Origin of the sequence: Pseudomonas sp. p21 (assembly GCF_001642705.1) — a bacterium.
GTDB lineage: Bacteria > Pseudomonadota > Gammaproteobacteria > Pseudomonadales > Pseudomonadaceae > Aquipseudomonas.
In genome coordinates, this window is record NZ_LWBV01000003.1 from 747,029 (window position 1) to 767,165 (window position 20,137).

Below are 20,137 nucleotides of genomic sequence, written 5' to 3' on the forward strand. Positions count from 1 at the left end.
CTCAAACTGCCTCAAGCTCATTCATGAAATCGTGGAACTCGTCCAGGTCTGCCGTGCATTCGGTAATAGCTGCGCTGACGGCGGCGGCGTAGTCACCAAGGTTGTCGGTCTGGAAAATCAGGGCCAGGGGTGTATCCGCACCCAGTTCCATCTGCAGGCGCGCCACCGCTTGCGTGGCGAGCAGGGAATGCCCGCCAAGCTGGAAGAAGTTGTCGCTCAGCCCAACCCGCTCCAGCTTCAGCACATCCGCCCAGATCGCCGCGATCTGCTGCTCCAGATCGCTCTGGGGCGCGATGTACTCACCCTGCAACTGACTGGCATCCGGCTGCGGCAAGGCCTTGCGGTCCAGCTTGCCGTTCGGCGTCACTGGCAGTTTGCCAAGCAGCAGCAGGTGCGCGGGCACCATGTAGTCCGGCAAACCGGCCTTCAGCGCCTCGCGCAGGCTGTCGCGCAATGCACCTTCGTCTTGCGAGCTGTCGGCAGGCACCACATAGCCCACCAGCTGCTTGCCGCTTGGCCCGTCCAAGGCCAACACCACGGCTTCCTGCACGCTCGGCAGTTCCAGCAGGCGCGCCTCGATCTCGCCCAGCTCGATGCGCAAGCCGCGGATCTTCACCTGGTGGTCGATGCGCCCGGCGTAGTCGATCACGCCATCGGCGCGGTAGCGCGCCAGGTCACCGGTGCGGTACAGGCGCCCGCCGTTGTCGCTGAATGGGTCCGGTACGAAGCGTTCGGCGGTCAGCGCCGGGCGCTGGTGGTAACCACGGGCAAGGCCCACGCCACCAAGGCACAGCTCGCCGGCGCTGCCGCGCACCGCCGGTTGCAGGCAGCCTTCGAGGATGTGGGTCTTGAGGTTGTCGATCGGCTGGCCGATCGGCACGCTGATGCGTTCGTCCGGCTGGCAGGTCCAGTGGGTGACGTCGATCGCCGCTTCGGTCGGGCCGTACAGGTTGTACAGGCCCGCCGCCGGCAGGCGCTGCAGGGTCTGGCGGGCCAGCTCGGCCGGCAGTGCTTCACCGCTACACACCACGCGCTTGAGGCTGACGCAGCTTTCGACCGCTTCGTGGGTCATGAACGCCTGCAGCATCGACGGCACGAAGTGCAGCGTGCTGATGCCATGGTGGTTGATGGTTTCCACCAGCAACTGTGGGGCGCGGTGCGCCCCGGGCTGGGCCACCACCAGGCGCGCCCCGGTCATCAGCGGCCAGAAGAACTCCCACACCGACACGTCGAAGCTGAACGGGGTTTTCTGCAGCACGCTGTCGCTGGCGTCCAGGCCGTAGGCCTTCTGCATCCACCACAGGCGGTTGACCAGCGCCTGATGGCTGTTGCCAGCGCCCTTCGGGCGACCGGTGGAACCGGAGGTATAGATCACGTAGGCGAGGTTCAGCGGGGCCACGTCGATGTTCAGGTTGGCATCGCTGTAGCCGTCGAGGCTCTCGGTATCCAGGTCCAGGCTGCGCAGGCCGGCCGGGATCGGCAGGGCTTCGTGCAGGTGCGATTGGGTCAGCAGCAAGGCGATGCCGCTGTCCTCGAACATATAGCTCAGGCGGTCCTGTGGATATTCCGGGTCCAGCGGCACATAGGCGCCACCGGCCTTCACGATGCCCAGCAGGCCGATGACCATCTCCAGGCTGCGCTCCATGGCGATGCCTACCAGCACATCCGGGCCCACGCCCTGCTCGCGCAGCTTGTGCGCCAGCTGATTGCTACGGCGGTTGAGCTCGGCATAGCTCAGGGTCTGTTCGCCAAACACCAGCGCCGGGGCGTCCGGGGTGGCGAACACCTGGGCTTCGATCAGCTGGTGGATGCTGCGCTCGTGCGGGTACGTCGCCTGGGTTTCGTTCCAGGCTTCGACCATTTGCTGCTGTTCTGGCAACCCCAGCATTGGCAGCTCGCCCACCACCGCGTCAGCATTCTCCACCAGCGCCTGCAGCAGGTTGGCAAAGTAGCCAGCCAGGCGGCCAATGCTCTCGTCGCTCCACAGCGCACGGTCGTGGCTGTACTGCATCGACAGCGTGGTGCCCAGTTCCACCACAAGGGTCAGCGGGTAGTTGGTCTGCTCCTGCACGGCCACGTCGCCGAAGCGCAGGCCACCGGGCGCGCCCTGTTGCAACGCCTCGGCCACCGGGTAGTTCTCGAACACCAGGATGCTGTCGAACAAGGCGTCACCGCCCTGCCCCGCCCAGCGCTGCACGTCGTACAGCGGGGTATGCTCGAACTCGCGCACGGCCAGGTTGCCGGCCTGCACCTGGCCGATCCACTGGGCCACGGTCTGCTCGGCACGCGGGGCGCCAATCACCGGCAAGGTGTTGATGAACAGGCCGATCTGCTCCTCTACGCCCGGCAGGTCTGCCGGGCGGCCGGCGACCGTGGCGCCGAAGCACACGCTGGCCTGGCCGGTGCAGCGCTGCAACAGCAGCAGCCAGGCCGATTGCACCAGGGTGTTGACCGTGACCCGGTTGGCCCGGGCGAAGGCTTCGATGCGCGCGGTCTGCTCAGGGTCGAAGGCCAGGCGGTGGTCGCCATGACCGCTACCGCTCGCGCCTGCGCTGCCGGCGATGGCCTGGGCCAGACGGGTCGGCTCGCCCAGGGCCGCAAGCTGAGCTTTCCAGAAGGCTTCGGCAACGGCCACGTCCTGGCCCTGCAGCCAGGCGATGTAGTCGCGGTAGTGCGTGGCCTGGGCCTGCGGCGCCAGGCCGGCATAGCGCTGCAGCACTTCACCCAACAGGCGCGAGGTGCTCCAGCCGTCCATGAGGATGTGATGGTTGGTATAGATCAGGTGGTGGCGGGTATCGCCCGTGCGCACCAGTACCAGGCGCAGCAGCGGCGCGGCAGACAGGTCGAAGGCGCGCTGGCGCTCACCCTCGGCCAGTGCCTGCAATGCCTGCTCCAGCGCCGGCTGGCCACGCCAGTCGTGCTCGCTGCACGGCAGTTCGACGGCCTTGCGTACCACCTGCACGGCTTGCTCCAGCTCGCCTTGCAGGATGAAACCGCTGCGCAGGATGTCGTGGGCATCGAGCGTGGCCTGCCAGGCCTGCTGGAAACGCTGCACATCCAGCCCGTCCACATCCACGCGCAGCTGGTTGATGTAGTTGCCGGCCTGCTGGTCGTAAAGGGTGTGGAACAGCATGCCCTGCTGCATGGGTGACAGCGGGTACAGGTCAGCGATCTGCCCGGGCTCCAGCGGCAGGCTGTCCAGTTGCGCCTGGGTCAGCGCGGCCAGCGGGAAGTCCGACGGTGTCACGCCATGGTGCCGGGTATCGCAGCAGTGCTCGACCAGCTCTGCCAAGGCCTGCCCGTAGGCCTGGGCCAGCTTCTCGATGGTGGCCGGGTGATGAACGTCGGCGCTGTAGGTCCACTCCAGGAACAGCTCGCCGCCGTACACCTGGCCGGTGATGCTCAGCCAGTTGCCCAGCTGTGCGCCGGCACATTGGGTACGGCCTGCACTTTCCCCGCTCGGGGTGAACAGGGTGCCGGCCTCGGCATCGAAGCTGGTATCGAACTGGCCCAGGTAGTTGAAGGTGACACGGGCCTGGGTGGCACGCTCGAGCCGGTCACGCACTTCAGCATCGCCGAAGTAGCGCAACAGGCCGTAGCCGAGGCCTCTGTCCGGCACGCCGCGCAGTTGCTCCTTGATCGCCTTGATCGACTGGCCAAGGTCCTGGGCGGGTGTGAGGCGCACCGGGAACAGGCTGGTGAACCAGCCCACGGTGCGGCTGAGGTCGAGGTCGTCGAACAGGTCTTCGCGGCCATGGCCTTCCAGCAGTACCTGCACGTTGTCCCGTGCGCTCCACTGGCACAGGGTGCGCGCCAGCGCGGTCAGCAGCAGGTCGTTGATCTGCGTGCGGTAGGCCGCCGGGGCCTGTTTCAGCAGCTTGGCGGTGCGCTCGGCATCCAGCCGCGTGGCGGCGGAGCGGACATGGGTGTTGGCCAGGCTGCCCTGCGGGTTGTCACGCGGCAGTTCGCCGTGGTCGCCGGCCAGGGCCTGCAGCCAGTAGTCGCGCTGTGCATGCAGCGCCGGGCTGCCGGCATGGCTGACCAGGCGCTCGGCCCAGGTTTTTACCGAGGTGGTCTTGGCGGGCAGGCTCACGGCCTGGCCGTTCAGCAGTTGCCGGTAGGCCGCTTGCAGGTCTTCCAGCAATACCCGCCACGACACGCCGTCGACCACCAGGTGATGGACTACCAGTAGCAGACGCTGTTGGCCATCGGCGAAGTCGAACAGTTCGGCACTCAGCAGCGGCCCGTGCTCCAGGTTCAGGCTGGCCTGCACCTGGTTGCCGGCGGCGTCCAGTTCATTCAGAGCGGCCAGGTTGCGCTGGCGCAGCAGTGGTGCATTGGCCAGCGGCTGGAAGCGCGCCTGCCACTGGCTTTCGCCACGGCTGAAACGCAGGCGCAGGGCATCGTGCTGCTCGACCACGGCGCGCAGGGCTGCCTCCAGGTGTTGCACCTGCACCGGGCTGGCCGGCTTGAGCAGCACCGACTGGTTCCAGTGCGCCGGCTGGGCGATCTCCATCTCGAAGAAGCGCGCCTGGGCCGGCAGCAATGCCACCTCACCGCTGGTGGCGGTGTCCACGGCTGCGGCCGCAACCGCTTGCTTGGGCTCGATGCGCTTGGCTACCTGGGCCAGCTGGGCGATGGTCTGTTGTTCGAACAGCTGCTTGGGGGTGATCCTGATGCCCTGGCGTTTGGCCCGGGCGATGATCTGCAGGCTGAGGATCGAGTCGCCGCCCAGTTCGAAGAAGTTGTCGGTGCTGCCGACCTGCTCCAGCTTGAGCACATCGGCCCACACTCCGGCAAGCTTTTCCTCGATATCGCCTTGCGGCGCCACATAGCCACGGCTGACCGCGCCCGGTGCCGGCAAGGCGCGCTTGTCGAGCTTGCCGTTGGCAGTCAGTGGCAGGCGCTCCAGCAACAGTATCTGCGCGGGCACCATGTAGTCCGGCAGGCGCGCCTGCAGTTGCGCCTGCAACTGCTGCACGGTCACGCCTGCGTTGGCTACCCCGTAGGCCACCAGTTGCAGGCGCTCGGCGTCGCCCTCCAGCGGCAAGGCCAGTACCACGGCCTCGCTGACACCGGGCAGGCCGGCCAGCACCCGGCCGACTTCACCCGGCTCCACACGATAACCACGGATCTTCACCTGGTCGTCGGCACGGCCAATGAACTCGACCAGGCCATCGGCAGTGAGCCGCGCGCGGTCGCCGGTGCGGTACAAGCGGGCACCACCCTCGGTCGGCACGAAGCGTTCGGCGGTCAACGCTGGCTGGCCCAGGTAGCCCTGGGCGACGCCTTGCCCGCCCAGGTAAAGCTCTCCGGGCACCTGCGCCGCCAACGGGTTGAGGTAGCTATCCAGCACCTGGGCGCAGGCGTTGCCCAGCGGGCGCCCGACCGGCACCGTGCGGCAACCTGGCAGCGGCTGACCCGGCTCGAAAGTGAGCGCGCCGACAGTGGTTTCGGTCGGGCCGTAGTGGTTGATGACCCGGCAGGCCGGGCGCAGCTCGCGGACCTTTTCCAACAAGCCCCAACTGCATGCCTCGCCCCCCAGGATCAGCGCTTCGGCGGGCAGCACATCGGCGGCGCGAGCCGCTTGCAGCAAGCCTTGCAGGTGGCTCGGCACCAGCTTGAGCACGCCGACCTGGTGCTGCGCCATGTAGCTGGCGAAGCCATCCGGGTCGAACGCCAGTTCCTGCGGTAGCAGATGCAGCAGGCGGCCCGAGGCCAGGGCACCGAACAGCACGGTGTGGCCCAGGTCGGCCGCGGTGGTGGAGACCATCGCCATGCTCGCTGCGGCCGGCAGTTGCAGGCGCTCCAGCACCGCCTGAATGTAGCTGGCAAGTGCGCCGTGGCTGACCACCACGCCTTTCGGCTGGCCGGTCGAACCCGAGGTGTAGATCAGATAGGCCGGTTGTTCGGCGGCGATGGCCACTTCGACCGGGCTGTCACTGCAGGTAGCCCAGGCGGTGTGATCGCAGGCAATCAGCTGCACGCCGTCCAGGCCAGCAAAGCGCAGGTCGCCCGGTTCGTGCATCAGCACGGCGGCGCCACTGTCGGCAACCAGTTGTTGCAGGCGCTCCTGCGGTTGCTGGGTGTCCAGCGGCAGGTAGGCGGCGCCGGTCTTGAGCACTGCGAGCAAGGCGCCAATCCACTCGATGGAGCGCGGCAGGCACAGGGCAACGATGCTGCCGGCACCGACACCGCGCTGGCGCAGGTAGTCGGCCAGGCGATTGGACGCTGCCTCCAGCCCGGCCTGGGTCAAGAACCGGTCACCGGCACGCACGCCGCCATGAGCCTGGCCTTGCGCCATGGCCTGGCGCCACAGCGTGAGGAAGTCGCCCTGCGGGTAGGCCTGGGTGGTCGCCGGCAGCAGCATCGCCATTTCCGGGCTGTCGACGATTGCCTGCTGCGGGTCGCGGATCAGCGCATCCAGCACCTGGCGCAGCGAAGCGGCCATGCGTTCGATGGTGGCCTGCTCGAACAGGTCGGTGGCATAGGTGAAGTAGCCTTCGATGCCATTGGCCTTGTCGGAGAAGTCGAACGCCAGGTCGAAGCGGGCATCGCCGCCATCACGGGCAAAACCTTCCACCTCCAGCGCACCCAGGCGCCTGCGCCCTGCATCACTGGCGGCCACGTGCTGGTTGATCTTGAACTGGAACAGCGGGTTGTGGGCCAGGTTGCGCTCAGGCAGCAAGGCATCGACCAGGTGCTCGAACGGCAGTTCCTGGTGCGACTGGGCGCCGCCGATCACGTCTTTGACCTGCTCCAGCAACGCGGCGAAGGTGGCGCGCTCGTCCACCTGCACACGCAACACCTGGGTGTTGATGAAGAAACCGATCAGGCCTTCCAGCTCCTTGCGGTTGCGCCCGGCGTTCGGGGCGCCGATGCGGATATCGGCCTGGCCGCTGTAACGCGACAACACCACCGCCATGGCCGCCAGTACCAGCACGAATAACGTGTGGCCCCCCTTGCGCGCCTGGCTGCGCAAGGCCTCGGCCTGCTCGGCACCGATATCCACGCGCACCACCGCGCCACGCTGGCTGGGCGTGGCCGGGCGCTCGAAGTCCAGCGGCAGGCTCAGCACCGGCTGCTCGTCGCCCAGCTGGGCCTGCCAGTAGGCCAGCTGGCGCTGCGCTTCACCGGCCTCAAGCCAGGCGCGCTGCCAGATGGCGTAGTCGGCGTACTGGATCGGCAGCGCCGGCAACTCGGCCTGCCGGCCTTCGGCCAGGGCGCTGTACAGCTGGATGAATTCCTGCACCAGCACATCGCTGGACCAGCCGTCGGAGATGATGTGGTGCATGCTCAGCGCCAGCACGTGGTGATCGGCGGCCACGCGCAGCAGGGTCACCCGCAGCAGCGGACCGGTCAGCAGGTCGAAGGGCTGCTTGAGGGCCGCGTCCACGGCCACGCTCAGCGCTGCCTCATCGGCGGCACCGTCGAACATCACCAGTTCCAGCGCCAGCGGGCAGTGCTCAAGGATTTCCTGGTGGAACTCGCCCTCCTCCGAGGCGAAGCGCGTGCGCAGCGACTCGTGGCGTTGCACCAGCGCATCCAGCGCCTGTTGCAACACCGCCTGGTCCAGGGCGCCCTTCAGGCGTACCGCCATCGGCACGTTGTAGGCCGGGCTGTCGGGCTCCAGCTGCCAGAGAAACAGCAGGCGCTGCTGGGCGTACGACAGCGGAATACGCGCCATGCCCTGGCGCGCAGGCACGATGGGCAACAGGCGGAAGCTCTGCCCGCTGGCCTGCATCTTTTCCAGGATCTGCTGGCGTTGTTCCACGGGGAGGCCAACGAAACGTTGGGCGATGCGTTGTGCGGCAGTGAGTTCCATGTCAGGCCTCTGTGAATGCATTCATCATTTGTTCGATATCGCTCAGGCCGTCGTCGGAGAGCGACAGGCCCTGTTCGCCCAGCGCCTGGGCGAACGCGCGCAATTCGGGGTGGCTGAAGATCAGCCGCAGGGGGATGTCGAGCCCCAGCTCGACGTTGATCCGCGACACGGCCTGGGCCGCCAGCAAGGAGTGGCCGCCCAGTTCGAAGAAGTTGTCGTTCAGGCCGACCCGGGCAACGTTGAGCAACTGCGCCCAGATGCTCGCCAGCTGCTGTTGCCGCTCGGTCTGCGGCGCCTGGTAGTCATGCTGTGGCTGGTTCGGGTCGGGTAGCGGCAGGGCCTTGCGGTCGAGTTTGCCGCTGGGGGTCAGCGGCATGCTCGGCAGGGTCACCAGGTAGGCCGGGATCATGTAGTCCGGCAGCCTGGCCTTGAGGTACTGCTTCAGGGCCAGGCGCAGATCGCCGCGGTAGCCTTCGGCCGGCACCGCGTAGGCGCACAGCTGCTTGCCACTGGGCAGGTCGATGGCCAGCACGGTGGCTTCGCGTACGTCCGGGTGCGCCCGCAGGTACTGCTCGATCTCGCCCAGCTCGATACGGAAGCCGCGCACCTTCACCTGGTGGTCGACCCGGCCGCGATAGGCCAGCTGACCGTTGTCGTCATAGCAGCCGAGGTCGCCGGTGCGGTACAGACGGCCACCGCCAACCGGGTCGAACGGGTCGGGGATGAAACGCTCGGCGGTGAGTGACGGCCGCTGGTGATAACCGCGCGCCAGACACCCTGCCCCGCCAATGAACAGCTCGCCGGGCACGCCTACCGGTGTCGGCGCCAGGCCGTCGTCCAGGGCATGCAAGGTACGCCCCGGCAAGGCACGGCCGATCGGCACGCCACCCTGGCTGACCTGCTCCACGGTCATCTGCGAGCAGTCGTAGGTGGTGGCGACCACGGTGGCTTCGGTCGGGCCGTAGGTGTTCAGCAGACGCACCGCTGGCGGGCCATCGGCCAGCCAGGCGCGCAGGGCATCTTCCGGCACCGCCTCCCCCCCCACGTGAATCTGTTTCAGCCGGCCATAGGCCTCGGGGGCTCGGCGCTCCAGCGCCAGCAGGCGCCAATAGGCCGCCGGCAGGTCGGCCACGGTCACGCCGTGGCGGTTGATCTCGTCCAGCAGGGTGGCGGTATCCCACAGCCGCAGGTCGCGCAGCACCACACAGGCGCCTTGGGCCAGCGGCGGGAAGAACTGCTCGATGAAGCCGTCGAAGCTGACGGTGGCGAACTGCAGCACTCGATCATCCGGGCTGAGGCGCGAATAGTCGCCGGCCACCTGGCAGAACAGCGACAGGGCCTGGTGGTCGATGGCCACGCCCTTGGGCATGCCGGTGGAGCCGGAGGTGTAGATGACATAGGCGAGGTTGTGCGGTGCAGCCAGGTTGGCCAGCGGCTCGGCGGGCCAGGCATGCAGCCACTCGGTGCCCGGTTCCAGTACCACGCAGGGCAGTTGCCTGCCCAGGTGCAGGCGCTCACGCGAGGGCGCGTCGGCCAGCAGCAGGCCGATCTTGCTGTCCTCGACCATGTAGGCCAGACGCTCTTGCGGGTAGTCCGGGTCCAGCGGCACGTAAGCGCCACCTGCCTTGTGAATGGCGACCAGCGCCAGGGCCATGCCCAGGCCGCGCTCGACGGCCACGCCGACCAGGCAATCCGGCCCCACGCCCAGCGCCCGCAGGCGGTGGGCCAGCTGGTTGCTGCTGCGGTCCAGTTCGGCATAGGTCATCTGCTGGTCGTCGAAGATCAGCGCCAGCGCATCCGGCCGCTCACGCGCCTGGCGCTCCAGCAACTGGTGCGCGCACAAGCCACTGCCAGCCTGGGGTGCCGGGTTCCAGCCGTAGGTCAGCTGCTGGCGTTCGGCACTGCCGAGGAAGTCCAGTTCGGCAATGCAGCGCTGCGGTTCGGCGCAGATGGCTTGCAGCAGTGCTTGCCAATGCCCGGCCATGCGCTCGATGCGTGCGGCATCGAACAGGTCGGTGGAATAGTTGAACGAAGCGGTTACGCCATCGGAGCGCTCCAGGGTGTTGAGCGAAATGTCGTACTGCGCGCCCGGCTCCTGCAGGTCCACTTCCTTGACCTGCAGGCCGTGCAAGGCATCGCTGGAAACCTGCTCGCCAAGGTCGCGCAGGTGGTTGTACAGCACCTGGAAGAACGGGTTCACGCCCTGGTCGCGCTCCGGGTACAGCGCTTCGGCTACCTCCAGGAACGGTACATCCTTGTTGGCCTGGGCCTGCAAGGTGGTTTCCTTGATCGCCGCCAGCAATTGCGGGAACGGCTGGCTGCCATCGACACTGATGCGGGCCACCACCACGTTGATGAAGAAGCCGATCAGCCCTTCCAGCTCCAGGCGATTGCGGTTGGTGACCGGCACGCCGATGTTGAGCGTGCCCTTGCGGCTGTAGCGCGACAGCACGATGGCATACGCCGCCAGGAACACATGGAACAGCGTGGTGTTGGATGCCACCGCCAGTGCCCGCAGGCGCTCGGTGAGGGCCTGCGGCAGGCGCACGTCGAAGCGGCTGCCCTGGTAGCTTTTGACCTGTGGGCGAATGCGATCGGCGGGCAGTTCCAGCACTTCGAAGTCGTCCTCCAGGCGGGCCTTCCAGTAGCCGATCTGCGCCTGCATCTGCCCCTCGGCCAGCCACTTGCGCTGCCAGGCGGCGAAATCGGCGTACTGCACCGGCAGCGGCTCGAGGTTTTGCGCCTGGCCCGTGGCGGCGGCGTTGTAGGCGGCGGCGAACTCGCGCACCAGCAGGCTCATCGACCAGCCATCGGAAACGATATGGTGCAAGGTCAGCGACAGCAGGTGCTCCTGTGCATGCACCTTGAACAGCCGGGCACGCAGCAGCGGACCGCGCTCCAGGTCGAACGGCACGAAGGCTTCGGCTTCCAGCTTGCGCATCTGCGCGGCGTGGTCCTGGCCGCTGAGGTCTTCGAAACCGATCGGGACCGTGGCCGCCGGCAAGATGCGCTGCCAGGGCAGGCCGTCGGCCTCGACGAACACCGTGCGCAACGATTCATGGCGGGCCACCAAGGCATCCAGTGCGGCCTGCACGGCGGCGCGGTCGAGGTGGCCCTGCATGCGCACGGCCATCGGCGTGTTGTAGGCCAGGCTTTCGGGGTTGAGCTTCCAGAACAGCCACTGGCGGTTTTGCGAACGGGACACCGGCAGGGGTTGCTGGCGGTCGAGGATTTCGATGTCCAGGCCCGCGCCCTGCTCGCCTTCGGCCACAGCCTGGGCAAAGGCCTGCAGGTCGACGGTGTCGAACAGGGTGCGCAGCGGGATATCCACGCCCAGTTGCTTGCGTATCCGCGATACCGCCTGGGTGGCCAGCAGCGAATGGCCGCCAAGGGCAAAGAAGTTGTCGCTCAGGCCTACCTGCGGTACTTGCAGGACTTGCGCCCAGATCTGCGCCAATTGCGTTTGCAGCGGGGTCTGCGGCGCCTGGTAGGCCACCTGGGTGGCGACGGGCTCCGGCAGCGCCTTGACATCGACCTTGCCGTTGACCGTGACCGGCAGGTGCTCCAGCACCATCAGGTGGGTCGGCACCATATGCTCGGGCAGCAGGCTTTTGAGGCTGGCGCGGATCGATTCCTGCCAGGCCAGGCTGTCGGCCGGCATCTGGCTGGGCACCAGCCAGGCAGCCAGTTGCAGTTGCGGCGCCTGGCCATGCACGCGAACCAGGGCATTGGCAACGCCATCCAGGGCACGCAGCCGGTTTTCGATTTCGGCCAGTTCCACGCGATAGCCACGGATCTTCACCTGGCCATCCATGCGCCCGGCAAACTGCAGGTCGCTGCCTTGGCGTACCCAGTCACCGCTGCGGTACAGGCGTTGGCCGTGGCTGCCGCTCGGGTCGGGGACGAAGCGCTCGGCGGTGAGTGCCGGGCGGTTCAGGTAGCCACGGGCCAGGCCGGCGCCGCCGATATACAGCTCACCCTTGGCCTTGGTCGGCAGGGGTTGCAGGCAGTGGTCGAGCACCGCGACGCGGGTGTTGGCCAGCGGCTGGCCGAGGCTGGCCTGCTCGTTCAGCTCGGCGACCAGCACACCGACGGTGGTCTCGGTCGGACCGTAATGGTTGAACACCTTGAGCGCCGGGGCCAGGTTGCGGACCTTGCCCAGCAGGCTCGGGCTGATGGCCTCGCCGCCGAGCACCAGGCACTGTGCCGGCAGCGCCGAGCGGCCTGCCACCAACATGGCCTCCAGGTGCGACGGTACGATCTTCAGCGCGTCTACCTGGTGCTCGGCCAGGTAGGCGGCGAAGCCTTCGGCATCCAGCACCTGCTCGCGTAGCAGCAAATGCAGGGTGTGGCCGCCGCACAGGGCGCCGAACAGCATGGTGTGGCCAAGGTCGGCTGCCGGGGTCGAGACCTGGGCCATGCTGCGGATACGCTCGACCGGCAGGCGCGCGGCGATGCCTTCGACGTAGTTGGCCAGGGCGCCGTGGCTGATCGCCACGCCCTTGGGCTGGCCGGTGGTGCCGGAGGTGTAGATCACGTAGGCCAGGTTGGCCGGCGCCGGGACGATGCGGGCGGCGCGGCCATTGCCGGTTTGTGCCCAGTCCAGACGCTGCACGCCCTCGGGCAGTTCGGCCTGCCAGTCATCGGGCGCCAGCAGCAGGCGCGCGCCGCTGTCGGCAAGCATGTAGGCCAGGCGTTCGGCCGGCTGCTCAGGCTCCAGAGGTAGGTAGGCGCCACCGGCCTTGAGCACGCCGAGGATACTGGCGAGCATGCCGACACTGCGGTCGGCCAGCACGCCGACCAGTGTGTCCGGCCCTGCTCCGGCTTCCACCAGCCGACCTGCAATGGCCTCGGCGCGGGCATCGAGCTCGGCGAAGCTGGCCTGCTCGCCCGCAGCCATCACCGCCGTGCGCTCGGGGTGGCGCCTGGCGGCGGCGGCAACGCGCTGGTGGACCAGCAGCGTTGCGTCAGCCTGCACAGGCGCGCCAATGGCAGGGGCCAGGCCTGGCAATGGCAACTCGCCGACTGCGCCACCCGCTTCGTCGGCCAATGCCTGTACCAGGGCCAGCCACTGCTCGCCAAGGGCTTCGACGGTGGCCGCATCGAACACGTCGGTCGCATAGGTGAACGCTGCGTGCAGCTGCCCCGCTCGCTCATGGGTATCCAGCGCGAGGTCGAAGCGGGCGCTGTGCTTTGCCAGCGCGACAGGCGCCAGGCTCAGGCCGGAGCGGGTCTCGATGGCCTGCACATCCGCCACCTGCGCCTGGTGGTTGAACAGCACGCGGAACAGCGGGCTTTCGCTGCTGCGCGGCAGGTCCAGGGCTTCGACCAGTTGTTCGAACGGCAGGTCCTGATGGCTTTGCGCGCCCACGGCGGTTTCGCGCACGCGCTGCAACAGACCGGCGATGTCCAGCAAAGGGTCGATTTCGGTGTGCAGTACCTGGGTATTGATGAAGCAGCCGATCAGCCCTTGGCTTTCGACGCGGTTACGGTTGGCGATAGGCACGCCGACGCGGATCGCCGACTGGCCACTGTAGCGCTGCAGCAACAGCTTGAAGGCGGCCAGCAGGACCATGAACAGGGTGACGTTATGCTTGCGTGCCAGGCCGCGCAGGCGTTCGGCGACATCGGCGGCGATGGGGAACTCGTAGCGCGCGCCGCGATAGCTGGGGCGGCCCTGGCGGGTGCGGTCCAGTGGCAGCGCCAGCGGTGAATGGTCGTCGCCCAGGCGCGCCTGCCAGTAGGCCAGCTGGCGCTCCTGCTCACCGGCCTGGAGCCAGCTGCGCTGCCACAGGGCGTAGTCGCGGTACTGGATCGGCAGCGGTTGCAGGCGGGCTTCGCTGCCGGCCACGGCGGCGTCGTACAGGTGCAGGAATTCGTCGATCAGCACGTTCATCGACCAGCCGTCGGCGACGATGTGGTGCAGGGTGAGCAGCAGGATGTGCTCCTGTGCGGCCAGTTGCAGCAGGCGTACACGCAGCAGCGGGCCGCAGGCCAGGTCGAAGGGGGCCAGGGCTTCGGCTTCGGCGATGGTTTCGATGGCGGCCTGACGGGCCACCTCGTCCAGGCCGGCCAGGGCATCCTGGTGCAGCTGCAACGGGGCGGCGCTGGCATCGACCTGCTGGCGCACGTCATCGCCGTCGGCGACAAAGCGGGTGCGCAGGGTTTCGTGGCGAGCCACCAGGGCATCGAAGGCATGCTGCAGGGCAGCCAGGTCCAGTGGGCCATTCAGGCGCACGGCCATGGGCAGGTTGTACGCCGCACCTTGTGGGTCGAGCTGCCAGAGGAACCACATGCGCCGCTGGGCGTACGACAGCTGGTCACGCTCGGCCACCTCCACCCCGGGCGCGATCGGCAGCACGGAAAAATCCATGCCCTCGCCCTGCAGCGCCTTGAGGAACAGGCGGCGCTTGTCGGGGCTGAGTTCGATGAAGCGGCGGGCGAGCTTGAGCGTTTGGTCGGCATTCATGTCGAGCGGTGTCCTGGCAGTCGAGCGGTAACTGTCAGACGAAGGTGTGGGGGGTTGATTTAGTGGCGGGACTGCAGGGCTGTGGCGGTGGCCTTGTCGGCCTCTTCGCGGGTAAAACCCACAGGTACACCACAGCTATCGAGGCTTGTGCACTACCTGTGGGAGCGGGCATGCCCGCGAAGAGGCCGGCATTGCCATCAATAAAATCACGTAGTCCAAATCTCTATTCCTTGTAGGACCCTTCCTAAACCCTCCCCACCCCGAAAATACACGCCCACAGCCTGCTAGGTTCCTGGCTTCCACCTGAAAAAGAGGCGAGCCATGAGCATGCGCATGAACATCTTCGGCCGATACCAAGGCCTGGACGGCGACGAAACCAGCACAGGCGCCATCTGCATTGCCAGCCAAGCCAGGGGCCGTGTGCATGGCCGCAACTGGCTACTTCAAGGCGACCCGACCACACCCTGCCCGCTATGTGGACAAGCGGGCACCATCGTCGAGGGCGAAGTCCGCTGGCGGCAGGATGGTATTCCCACGGCTCTGGACGGAGCACTGGTGCAATGCGGGTGCCCACAGGGCAGCAATCGCCTGGTTGCAAGTGGGTACGCACCTCCGGCTTCGCGCAGGGCACCCGCACCTGAGCCTGTTCGTGAGGCACCAGCACAGGCCCGGACGGGTAACCCGGCAAGAAGTACCTATCAGCCTGAGGTGGTTCAGCCCTCGCCCACTCCTCAAGGCATGGAGCCCGGCTTCTACATCGTTCCGCGCTGCATGACGTATCAGGAAATCCTGGCAGAACTGGGCGCGCCGCAGGCCAACCTGCCTCGGTCGATTCTGGAGCGGCTGAACCCGACGTATCAGCGTGGTTTCAAGGCAGGTGAGATCTTTGTCATTGGTGATGGCTTGAGGCGCCCGGTGTGCACTCGGGAAGAGCATTTTGCGATGAGTGCGGCGAAACAGGCGCGGGAGGACTTGGCAGATCTCACAGCGGAAGAAGCTGACTTCTTGGTGCGCCATCAGGCCGAAATTGCCGGATTACTCAGCGATGTGAGCTTGGCTATGGGGGTGACTGAGGCGATGGTTGCCAAATCGTTGGATGAAATCAGCGTCACATTGCAAAAAATTGAAGACCTGCATAGACAGCAATTCATCAAGCATGGGCATCTTCGCCATCCAGAGTTTTTTTCGGAACGTCAAAAACTGTTCAAAAAATTAAGCACAAACCTGAATGCGACTGTTCTGAACAAACACCTCAACCTTGGCAACTATGAAAGCCTACGACGAGACTTGGGAATCTCGTCGAGAAGCTTGGTGCACCATTGGAGCAAAGCTGGCGCCCCAGGACATATCCCTGGCTACTCGACACACTTAAACAAGCTGGCCAAAATGGCTAAATACTTGAAACACGGAGGGCGCATCGGTATTGCTGTTGGCGGAATTGGCTCAGCAATAAAAGTCTCCGAAGTATGCCAGGCTGGCAATACAAAGGCCTGTGAAAAAGTCCGAGTTACTGAAGCGGGAAATTTTTCTGGCGGCTTAGCCGGGGGATGGTTTGGCGCAAAGATGGGAGGAAAGGCCGCAACCCAAGTTTGTTGGAGAGCAGGTCCTGCGAGCTTGGTATGCGGAATAGTTATCACTGGCGGAGGAGCATTGGCGGGAAGCCTTGCAGGCATGAAAGGCGGTGAAAAAATCGGCGAAATAATTTTCGAGGCTTTTCAAGATGATTGATCATCTCGACATCAAGCTAAAACTATTTTTAGTCGCTTCCCCTTTCTGCCTCTGCCTAACCGCACTCGCGATGGATCTTCATATCGCATGCTCTCGTCAATATGAAGTAATGACCGCAGCACTCCACCGAAGCCCATGCCTCTCATATTCCGTCAGACTTTGGGGAGAGAAAAGTGTACGTTCAAGAATGCTGGTAACGTTCATGATAGCGGGTGCTATCACACTGCCAAACTCCAGCATTCGAAAAGGCTCGCTTGATGCCCGGGATTTTGAGCAGTTCCCTAAACATCTGAAAGCCAAAATCACTATCGCATCATGGCTTAACACCGCCGGTTTTAGCTGGCTAATCATAAACTATTTCATAACATAACCACAACAGAGCTTCGAGATTTTCAAAATGATTGAGCATCTTGATGTAAAACTAAGACTATTTCTGTTAGGCACTCCTATCTGCCTCGCCTTAATCGGGCTTGTATCTGACCTTCACATTGCGTGCTCTCGCCAATATAAAGAAATGACCTCAGCACTCCAACGGAGCGCGTGCCTTCCATTTGCGACCGGCATGTGGGGAGAGAAAAAAATAGGTTCCAGAATTCTAGTTATTTCTGTAATCGCTGGCGCCATTGGGTCCCCCGCCTCAAGCATTCGCAGCGGGCTATTGGATGAGCAAGACCATTTACAATTCCCTGAGAAGTTAAGAAGAAAAATTCTTATTGCATCATCACTAAACACCATCGGCATCGCTTGGATAGCCATCTATTACCTGATGAAACTGCTAGACTGAGAGACAAAACAGATGAACTCAAATCTTTCATATAACACCGAACCTCAAGCAAACCGGCGCATTCAAAAACACCGACTTCACGTAGTCTCTACATCGAAGCTGATCACCATGACCTGCTTAACCTGGGGCCTTTATATACCCTATTGGAGCTATTGCCACTGGAGACTTATCCGAGGACAAAGCGGGTTCGCTCTAATCCCGTTGCTCTGCGGCGTGTTTGGCTCTTTCTTGATTTACCCCCTAATGAAAAGAGCAATCACCTATAGCAAAGAATTGGATCTGACCGTCGAAGGTACAGCGCTTGGAGTGACATTGAGATATTGGGTACCTTACCTGCTCTTCGTGAGCTGGCAATTCTGGGCACCCGACCAGCCGGAGGAAAGCCAATCGCTCTATAACATGTTCATGCTGCCGCTCGCGCTTCTGGTCACGTCTGTGACTTTAACCTTGGTAGCGCTGGTGCAAATTCAGCAAGCAGCCAACGCTTATGAAGGTGACCCAACAGGTCTGCGGAACGCTCAAATTACTTGGGCAAACGGGCTATGGATAATTATCAGCTGGTCGCCCTCCGCCGCTCTACTTGCACTAATTTCTCATTATGCCAACCACTAAATGACGTAAAGGTCGGTTTGCCACTGATTGTATGGCACCGGCTGCGCCGGTGTTCGCGGGCACGCCCGCTCCCACAGGAGTTGTGCATACCCTGCGGCATTCTGCTTAACCTGAGGCATGCACAATCCCTGTAGGAGCGGCTTTAGCCGCGAAAGGGCCAGCCCAGCCAATACAAGGATCAGCGCAGCAAACCCAACTCGGCATCATCCAGCAGCGCCTTGGCCATGGCTGCGAAGTAATGCGATGCCCAGAGCATCTGCTGATCGCCGTCCATCAAACCGGTCAGTGACAAGTCGCGTGCATAGCCCATCAGTTCCGAGGCTTGCTCCCGGGCGCTGCGGCAGGGGATGCCCTCAGCGATACGGAACAGCGGATGGGTTTGGCCTTCGCCTTGGTAGAAGTAGGTGACACCGGGGGTGGTTTTGGTTTCGTCGGTCATGGAATGGTCATCATATGAGTTATGTGCCACCCGTCCGTTTCCACACATTGGGGTGACAGCTGCACACGGGGTGGAAAACCAGGCATATGATGAACCCGGTAGGCCCGAAAGCCTCCCGCGTACAGCTGTCGTGTCAACAATCATCATATGTCTTGCCAGGTTTCCACACCCGATCGCTGAACCGTCAGCGACAGGCAAAGCCTAGAGTGCGGGATTTGCAGGAACAATCAGACGCGTGTCGACAGAGGTTGTAGGGTATTTCGCAGGGGGTGGAGTTGCCAGTCCCGAGGCGTAGGAAGAGTCTGGGATTTTTGTAGGTTGCTGGGGGCATGTCTTGAGAATGCGTCAGGGCTGACAGGTGTTCGCCATGACAGGTTCAGCGCCTATGAGATCGAGCGCCGCCCGCGCGGCGCATCGCGAGCGAAGCTCGCTCCTACATCTGTTTCGGGCCAATTATTCCTGAGGCATTGGCGCGCGGCCCCTTGGCGTTCGACTGGATATCGTGTGGGACAAACAAGGCGGCCGCGCGCGCTGGCACAGGCAATACTGGCCCGAAACAGATGTAGGAGCGAGCTTCGCTCGCGATGCGCCGCGCGGGCGGCGCTCGATCTCACAGGCGCCACACCTGCCAAGGCGAACACCTGTCAGCCCAACACCTCCCTATGCCCCTGCGCCATCGCCACCACCACCTTGCGCTTGCCGGTAAACGGCGACCGCGCATGCGCCGCGAGCATGTTATCCAGCATCAGCACATCGTTCTCCAGCCAAGGGAAGCTGATGGTGCATTCATCCAGCACCCCACGCACTTCATCGAGCAGCGAATCCTCGATGGTCGTACCGTCGCCGTAATACACGTTACGCGGCAGGTCCTCTTCCTCGACGATGTCCATCAACGACTCGCGCACTTCTGGCTGCAGGTTCGACACATGGAACAGGTGCGCCTGGTTGAACCACACGTCCTCCCCGGTCACCGGGTGACGCGCCACCACCTGGCAGCGCTGACGGGTGCGCAATTCGCCGTCATCCTTCCAGATGCACTCAATGGCATGCGCCCGGCAATAGGCCTCGACCTGGCGCGGGTCTTCAGTGTTGAACACCTGCGACCATTCCACATCAAGGCCGTTGCCGTAGTTGCGCACGTACATCAGCCCCTTCTCCACCAGCCGCTCACGAATACGCACCGGCATGCGCCGGTAAACCTCGCGGCTGTCGGCAATCGGCGTCTGGCCACCGGTCTCGGCGGGGATCACGCTGTAGAACCAGATCTTCATCGGCCATTCCAGGGTGTAGGCCTGCTCGTTGTGCAGGGGGATGCTCTGGTGCGCCGGGTACTCGGTGGAGGTGTACACCCCCTTGGTCACGTTGCTGCGCGGGGTGGAGCCAAACTCATAGTTGAGCAGCGGGTGGCCGAAAGAAGCGGCGAACTGGCGGAACGCTTCGGCGCCACCCACCTCGAACCCGCGAAACAGGATGCCGCCAGCCTGCAGCAGGTGCCGGTCCACCAGCGGCTGCAACTCGGCAAAGGCTTCCAGCAGGTCGATACCCGGCTCCGGCGCGCGTACCAGCAGCGGCAGGTTGCCGCGCGCGGCGTCCAAGGGTTCGATCGCAAAGCTCAGCAGTTCACTCATGTCCGGTCACCTCAAGCCAGGGCCGCATAGGCGGCGAAATCGGGATGTGCGCCATGTCGGCGCCTGACTAGATGAACGAGCGGGGCATGGGGAAATTCACCAGGGACGCACACACAGGTAAAGCTGGCACGCGCCGGTTCGTCTGAACGATGTGCACCCGTTTATCGCCCAGGAACCGTACATGACTCGCCAGCTTCTGCTCCTCGCCCTGCTCGCCGCGGCCCCTGCCGCGTGGTCGGCAGAGCCATGCGCCGTGGAAATCCATGGCACCGACCAGATGACCTTCGACAAGGCCGCCATCAGCGTGCCCAAGGCCTGCACCGCGTTCACCGTCACCCTCACCCACCCCGGCGCCATGCCGAAGAACGTGATGGGCCACAACTGGGTGCTGAGCACCCAGGCCGACATGCAGGGCGTGCTCGACGACGGCCTGAAAGCCGGCGAAGCGCAGGACTACGTAAAGCCCGGCGACACCCGGGTCATCGCCCACACCCGCCTGATCGGCGGCGGTGAAACAGACAGCGTCACCCTCGACACCCGGTCGCTCAAGGCCGGTACCGCCTACAGCTTCTACTGCTCGTTCCCGTTCCACAGCACCTTGATGAAGGGCACCCTGACCCTCGGCAGCTGACCCCGCCCACTTCACCAGCGA

At 64.6% G+C, this 20,137-nt stretch carries 8 protein-coding genes; 4 read left to right on the forward strand and 4 right to left on the reverse strand.

The window, feature by feature from the left end; all coding sequences use genetic code 11:
- Nucleotide 1: 1 nt before the first annotated feature.
- On the reverse strand, nt 2-7,825 hold the full coding sequence (locus A4C63_RS12805; protein WP_063912957.1) for a non-ribosomal peptide synthetase: 7,824 nt from the start codon (nt 7,823-7,825) through the stop codon (nt 2-4).
- Between the two features lies 1 nt (nt 7,826).
- A complete protein-coding gene (locus tag A4C63_RS12810) occupies nt 7,827-14,294 on the reverse strand; it encodes a non-ribosomal peptide synthetase (protein WP_063912958.1) in 6,468 nt (2,155 codons plus the stop codon).
- 321 nt (nt 14,295-14,615) lie between these two features.
- Between A4C63_RS12810 and A4C63_RS12815 the strand changes: the two genes are divergently transcribed.
- From A4C63_RS12815 to A4C63_RS12820, 3 genes are all read left to right on the forward strand, one after another.
- Nucleotides 14,616-16,022, forward strand: a complete 1,407-nt coding sequence (locus A4C63_RS12815; protein ID WP_082888318.1) for a PAAR domain-containing protein — start codon at nt 14,616-14,618, stop codon at nt 16,020-16,022.
- Nucleotides 16,023-16,419: 397 nt separating this feature from the next.
- Complete coding sequence (locus A4C63_RS25645) at nt 16,420-16,806, forward strand: hypothetical protein (RefSeq protein ID WP_082888320.1); 387 nt, start codon at nt 16,420-16,422, stop codon at nt 16,804-16,806.
- Between the two features lie 243 nt (nt 16,807-17,049).
- Nucleotides 17,050-17,418: a hypothetical protein gene (locus tag A4C63_RS12820; RefSeq protein WP_015271331.1), complete on the forward strand. Its 369-nt coding sequence runs from the start codon at nt 17,050-17,052 to the stop codon at nt 17,416-17,418.
- A gap of 178 nt (nt 17,419-17,596) precedes the next feature.
- On the opposite strand, the gene A4C63_RS12825 is transcribed toward A4C63_RS12820, so the two are convergent.
- Together A4C63_RS12825 and A4C63_RS12830 are read right to left on the reverse strand one after the other, a co-directional pair.
- Nucleotides 17,597-17,857: a DUF3077 domain-containing protein gene (locus A4C63_RS12825; protein WP_015271332.1), complete on the reverse strand. Its 261-nt coding sequence runs from the start codon at nt 17,855-17,857 to the stop codon at nt 17,597-17,599.
- 644 nt (nt 17,858-18,501) lie between these two features.
- Entirely contained in the window at nt 18,502-19,485 is a 984-nt protein-coding gene (locus tag A4C63_RS12830; protein WP_015271333.1) for a TauD/TfdA family dioxygenase, read from the reverse strand.
- A gap of 181 nt (nt 19,486-19,666) precedes the next feature.
- On the opposite strand from A4C63_RS12830, the gene azu reads away from it, so the two are divergent.
- A complete protein-coding gene (gene azu, locus A4C63_RS12835; protein WP_063912959.1) occupies nt 19,667-20,116 on the forward strand; it encodes an azurin in 450 nt (149 codons plus the stop codon).
- The last annotated feature ends 21 nt before the right edge of the window (nt 20,117-20,137 follow it).

Coding starts and splice junctions, on each gene's coding strand:
- A4C63_RS12825 (WP_015271332.1), bottom strand. CDS start 17,857: ATGACCGACGAAACCAAAACCACCCCCGGTGTCACCTACTTCTACCAA.
- A4C63_RS25645 (WP_082888320.1), top strand. CDS start 16,420: ATGATTGAGCATCTTGATGTAAAACTAAGACTATTTCTGTTAGGCACT.
- A4C63_RS12810 (WP_063912958.1), bottom strand. CDS start 14,294: ATGAATGCCGACCAAACGCTCAAGCTCGCCCGCCGCTTCATCGAACTC.
- A4C63_RS12820 (WP_015271331.1), top strand. CDS start 17,050: ATGAAAAGAGCAATCACCTATAGCAAAGAATTGGATCTGACCGTCGAA.
- A4C63_RS12815 (WP_082888318.1), top strand. CDS start 14,616: ATGAGCATGCGCATGAACATCTTCGGCCGATACCAAGGCCTGGACGGC.
- azu (WP_063912959.1), top strand. CDS start 19,667: ATGACTCGCCAGCTTCTGCTCCTCGCCCTGCTCGCCGCGGCCCCTGCC.
- A4C63_RS12830 (WP_015271333.1), bottom strand. CDS start 19,485: ATGAGTGAACTGCTGAGCTTTGCGATCGAACCCTTGGACGCCGCGCGC.
- A4C63_RS12805 (WP_063912957.1), bottom strand. CDS start 7,825: ATGGAACTCACTGCCGCACAACGCATCGCCCAACGTTTCGTTGGCCTC.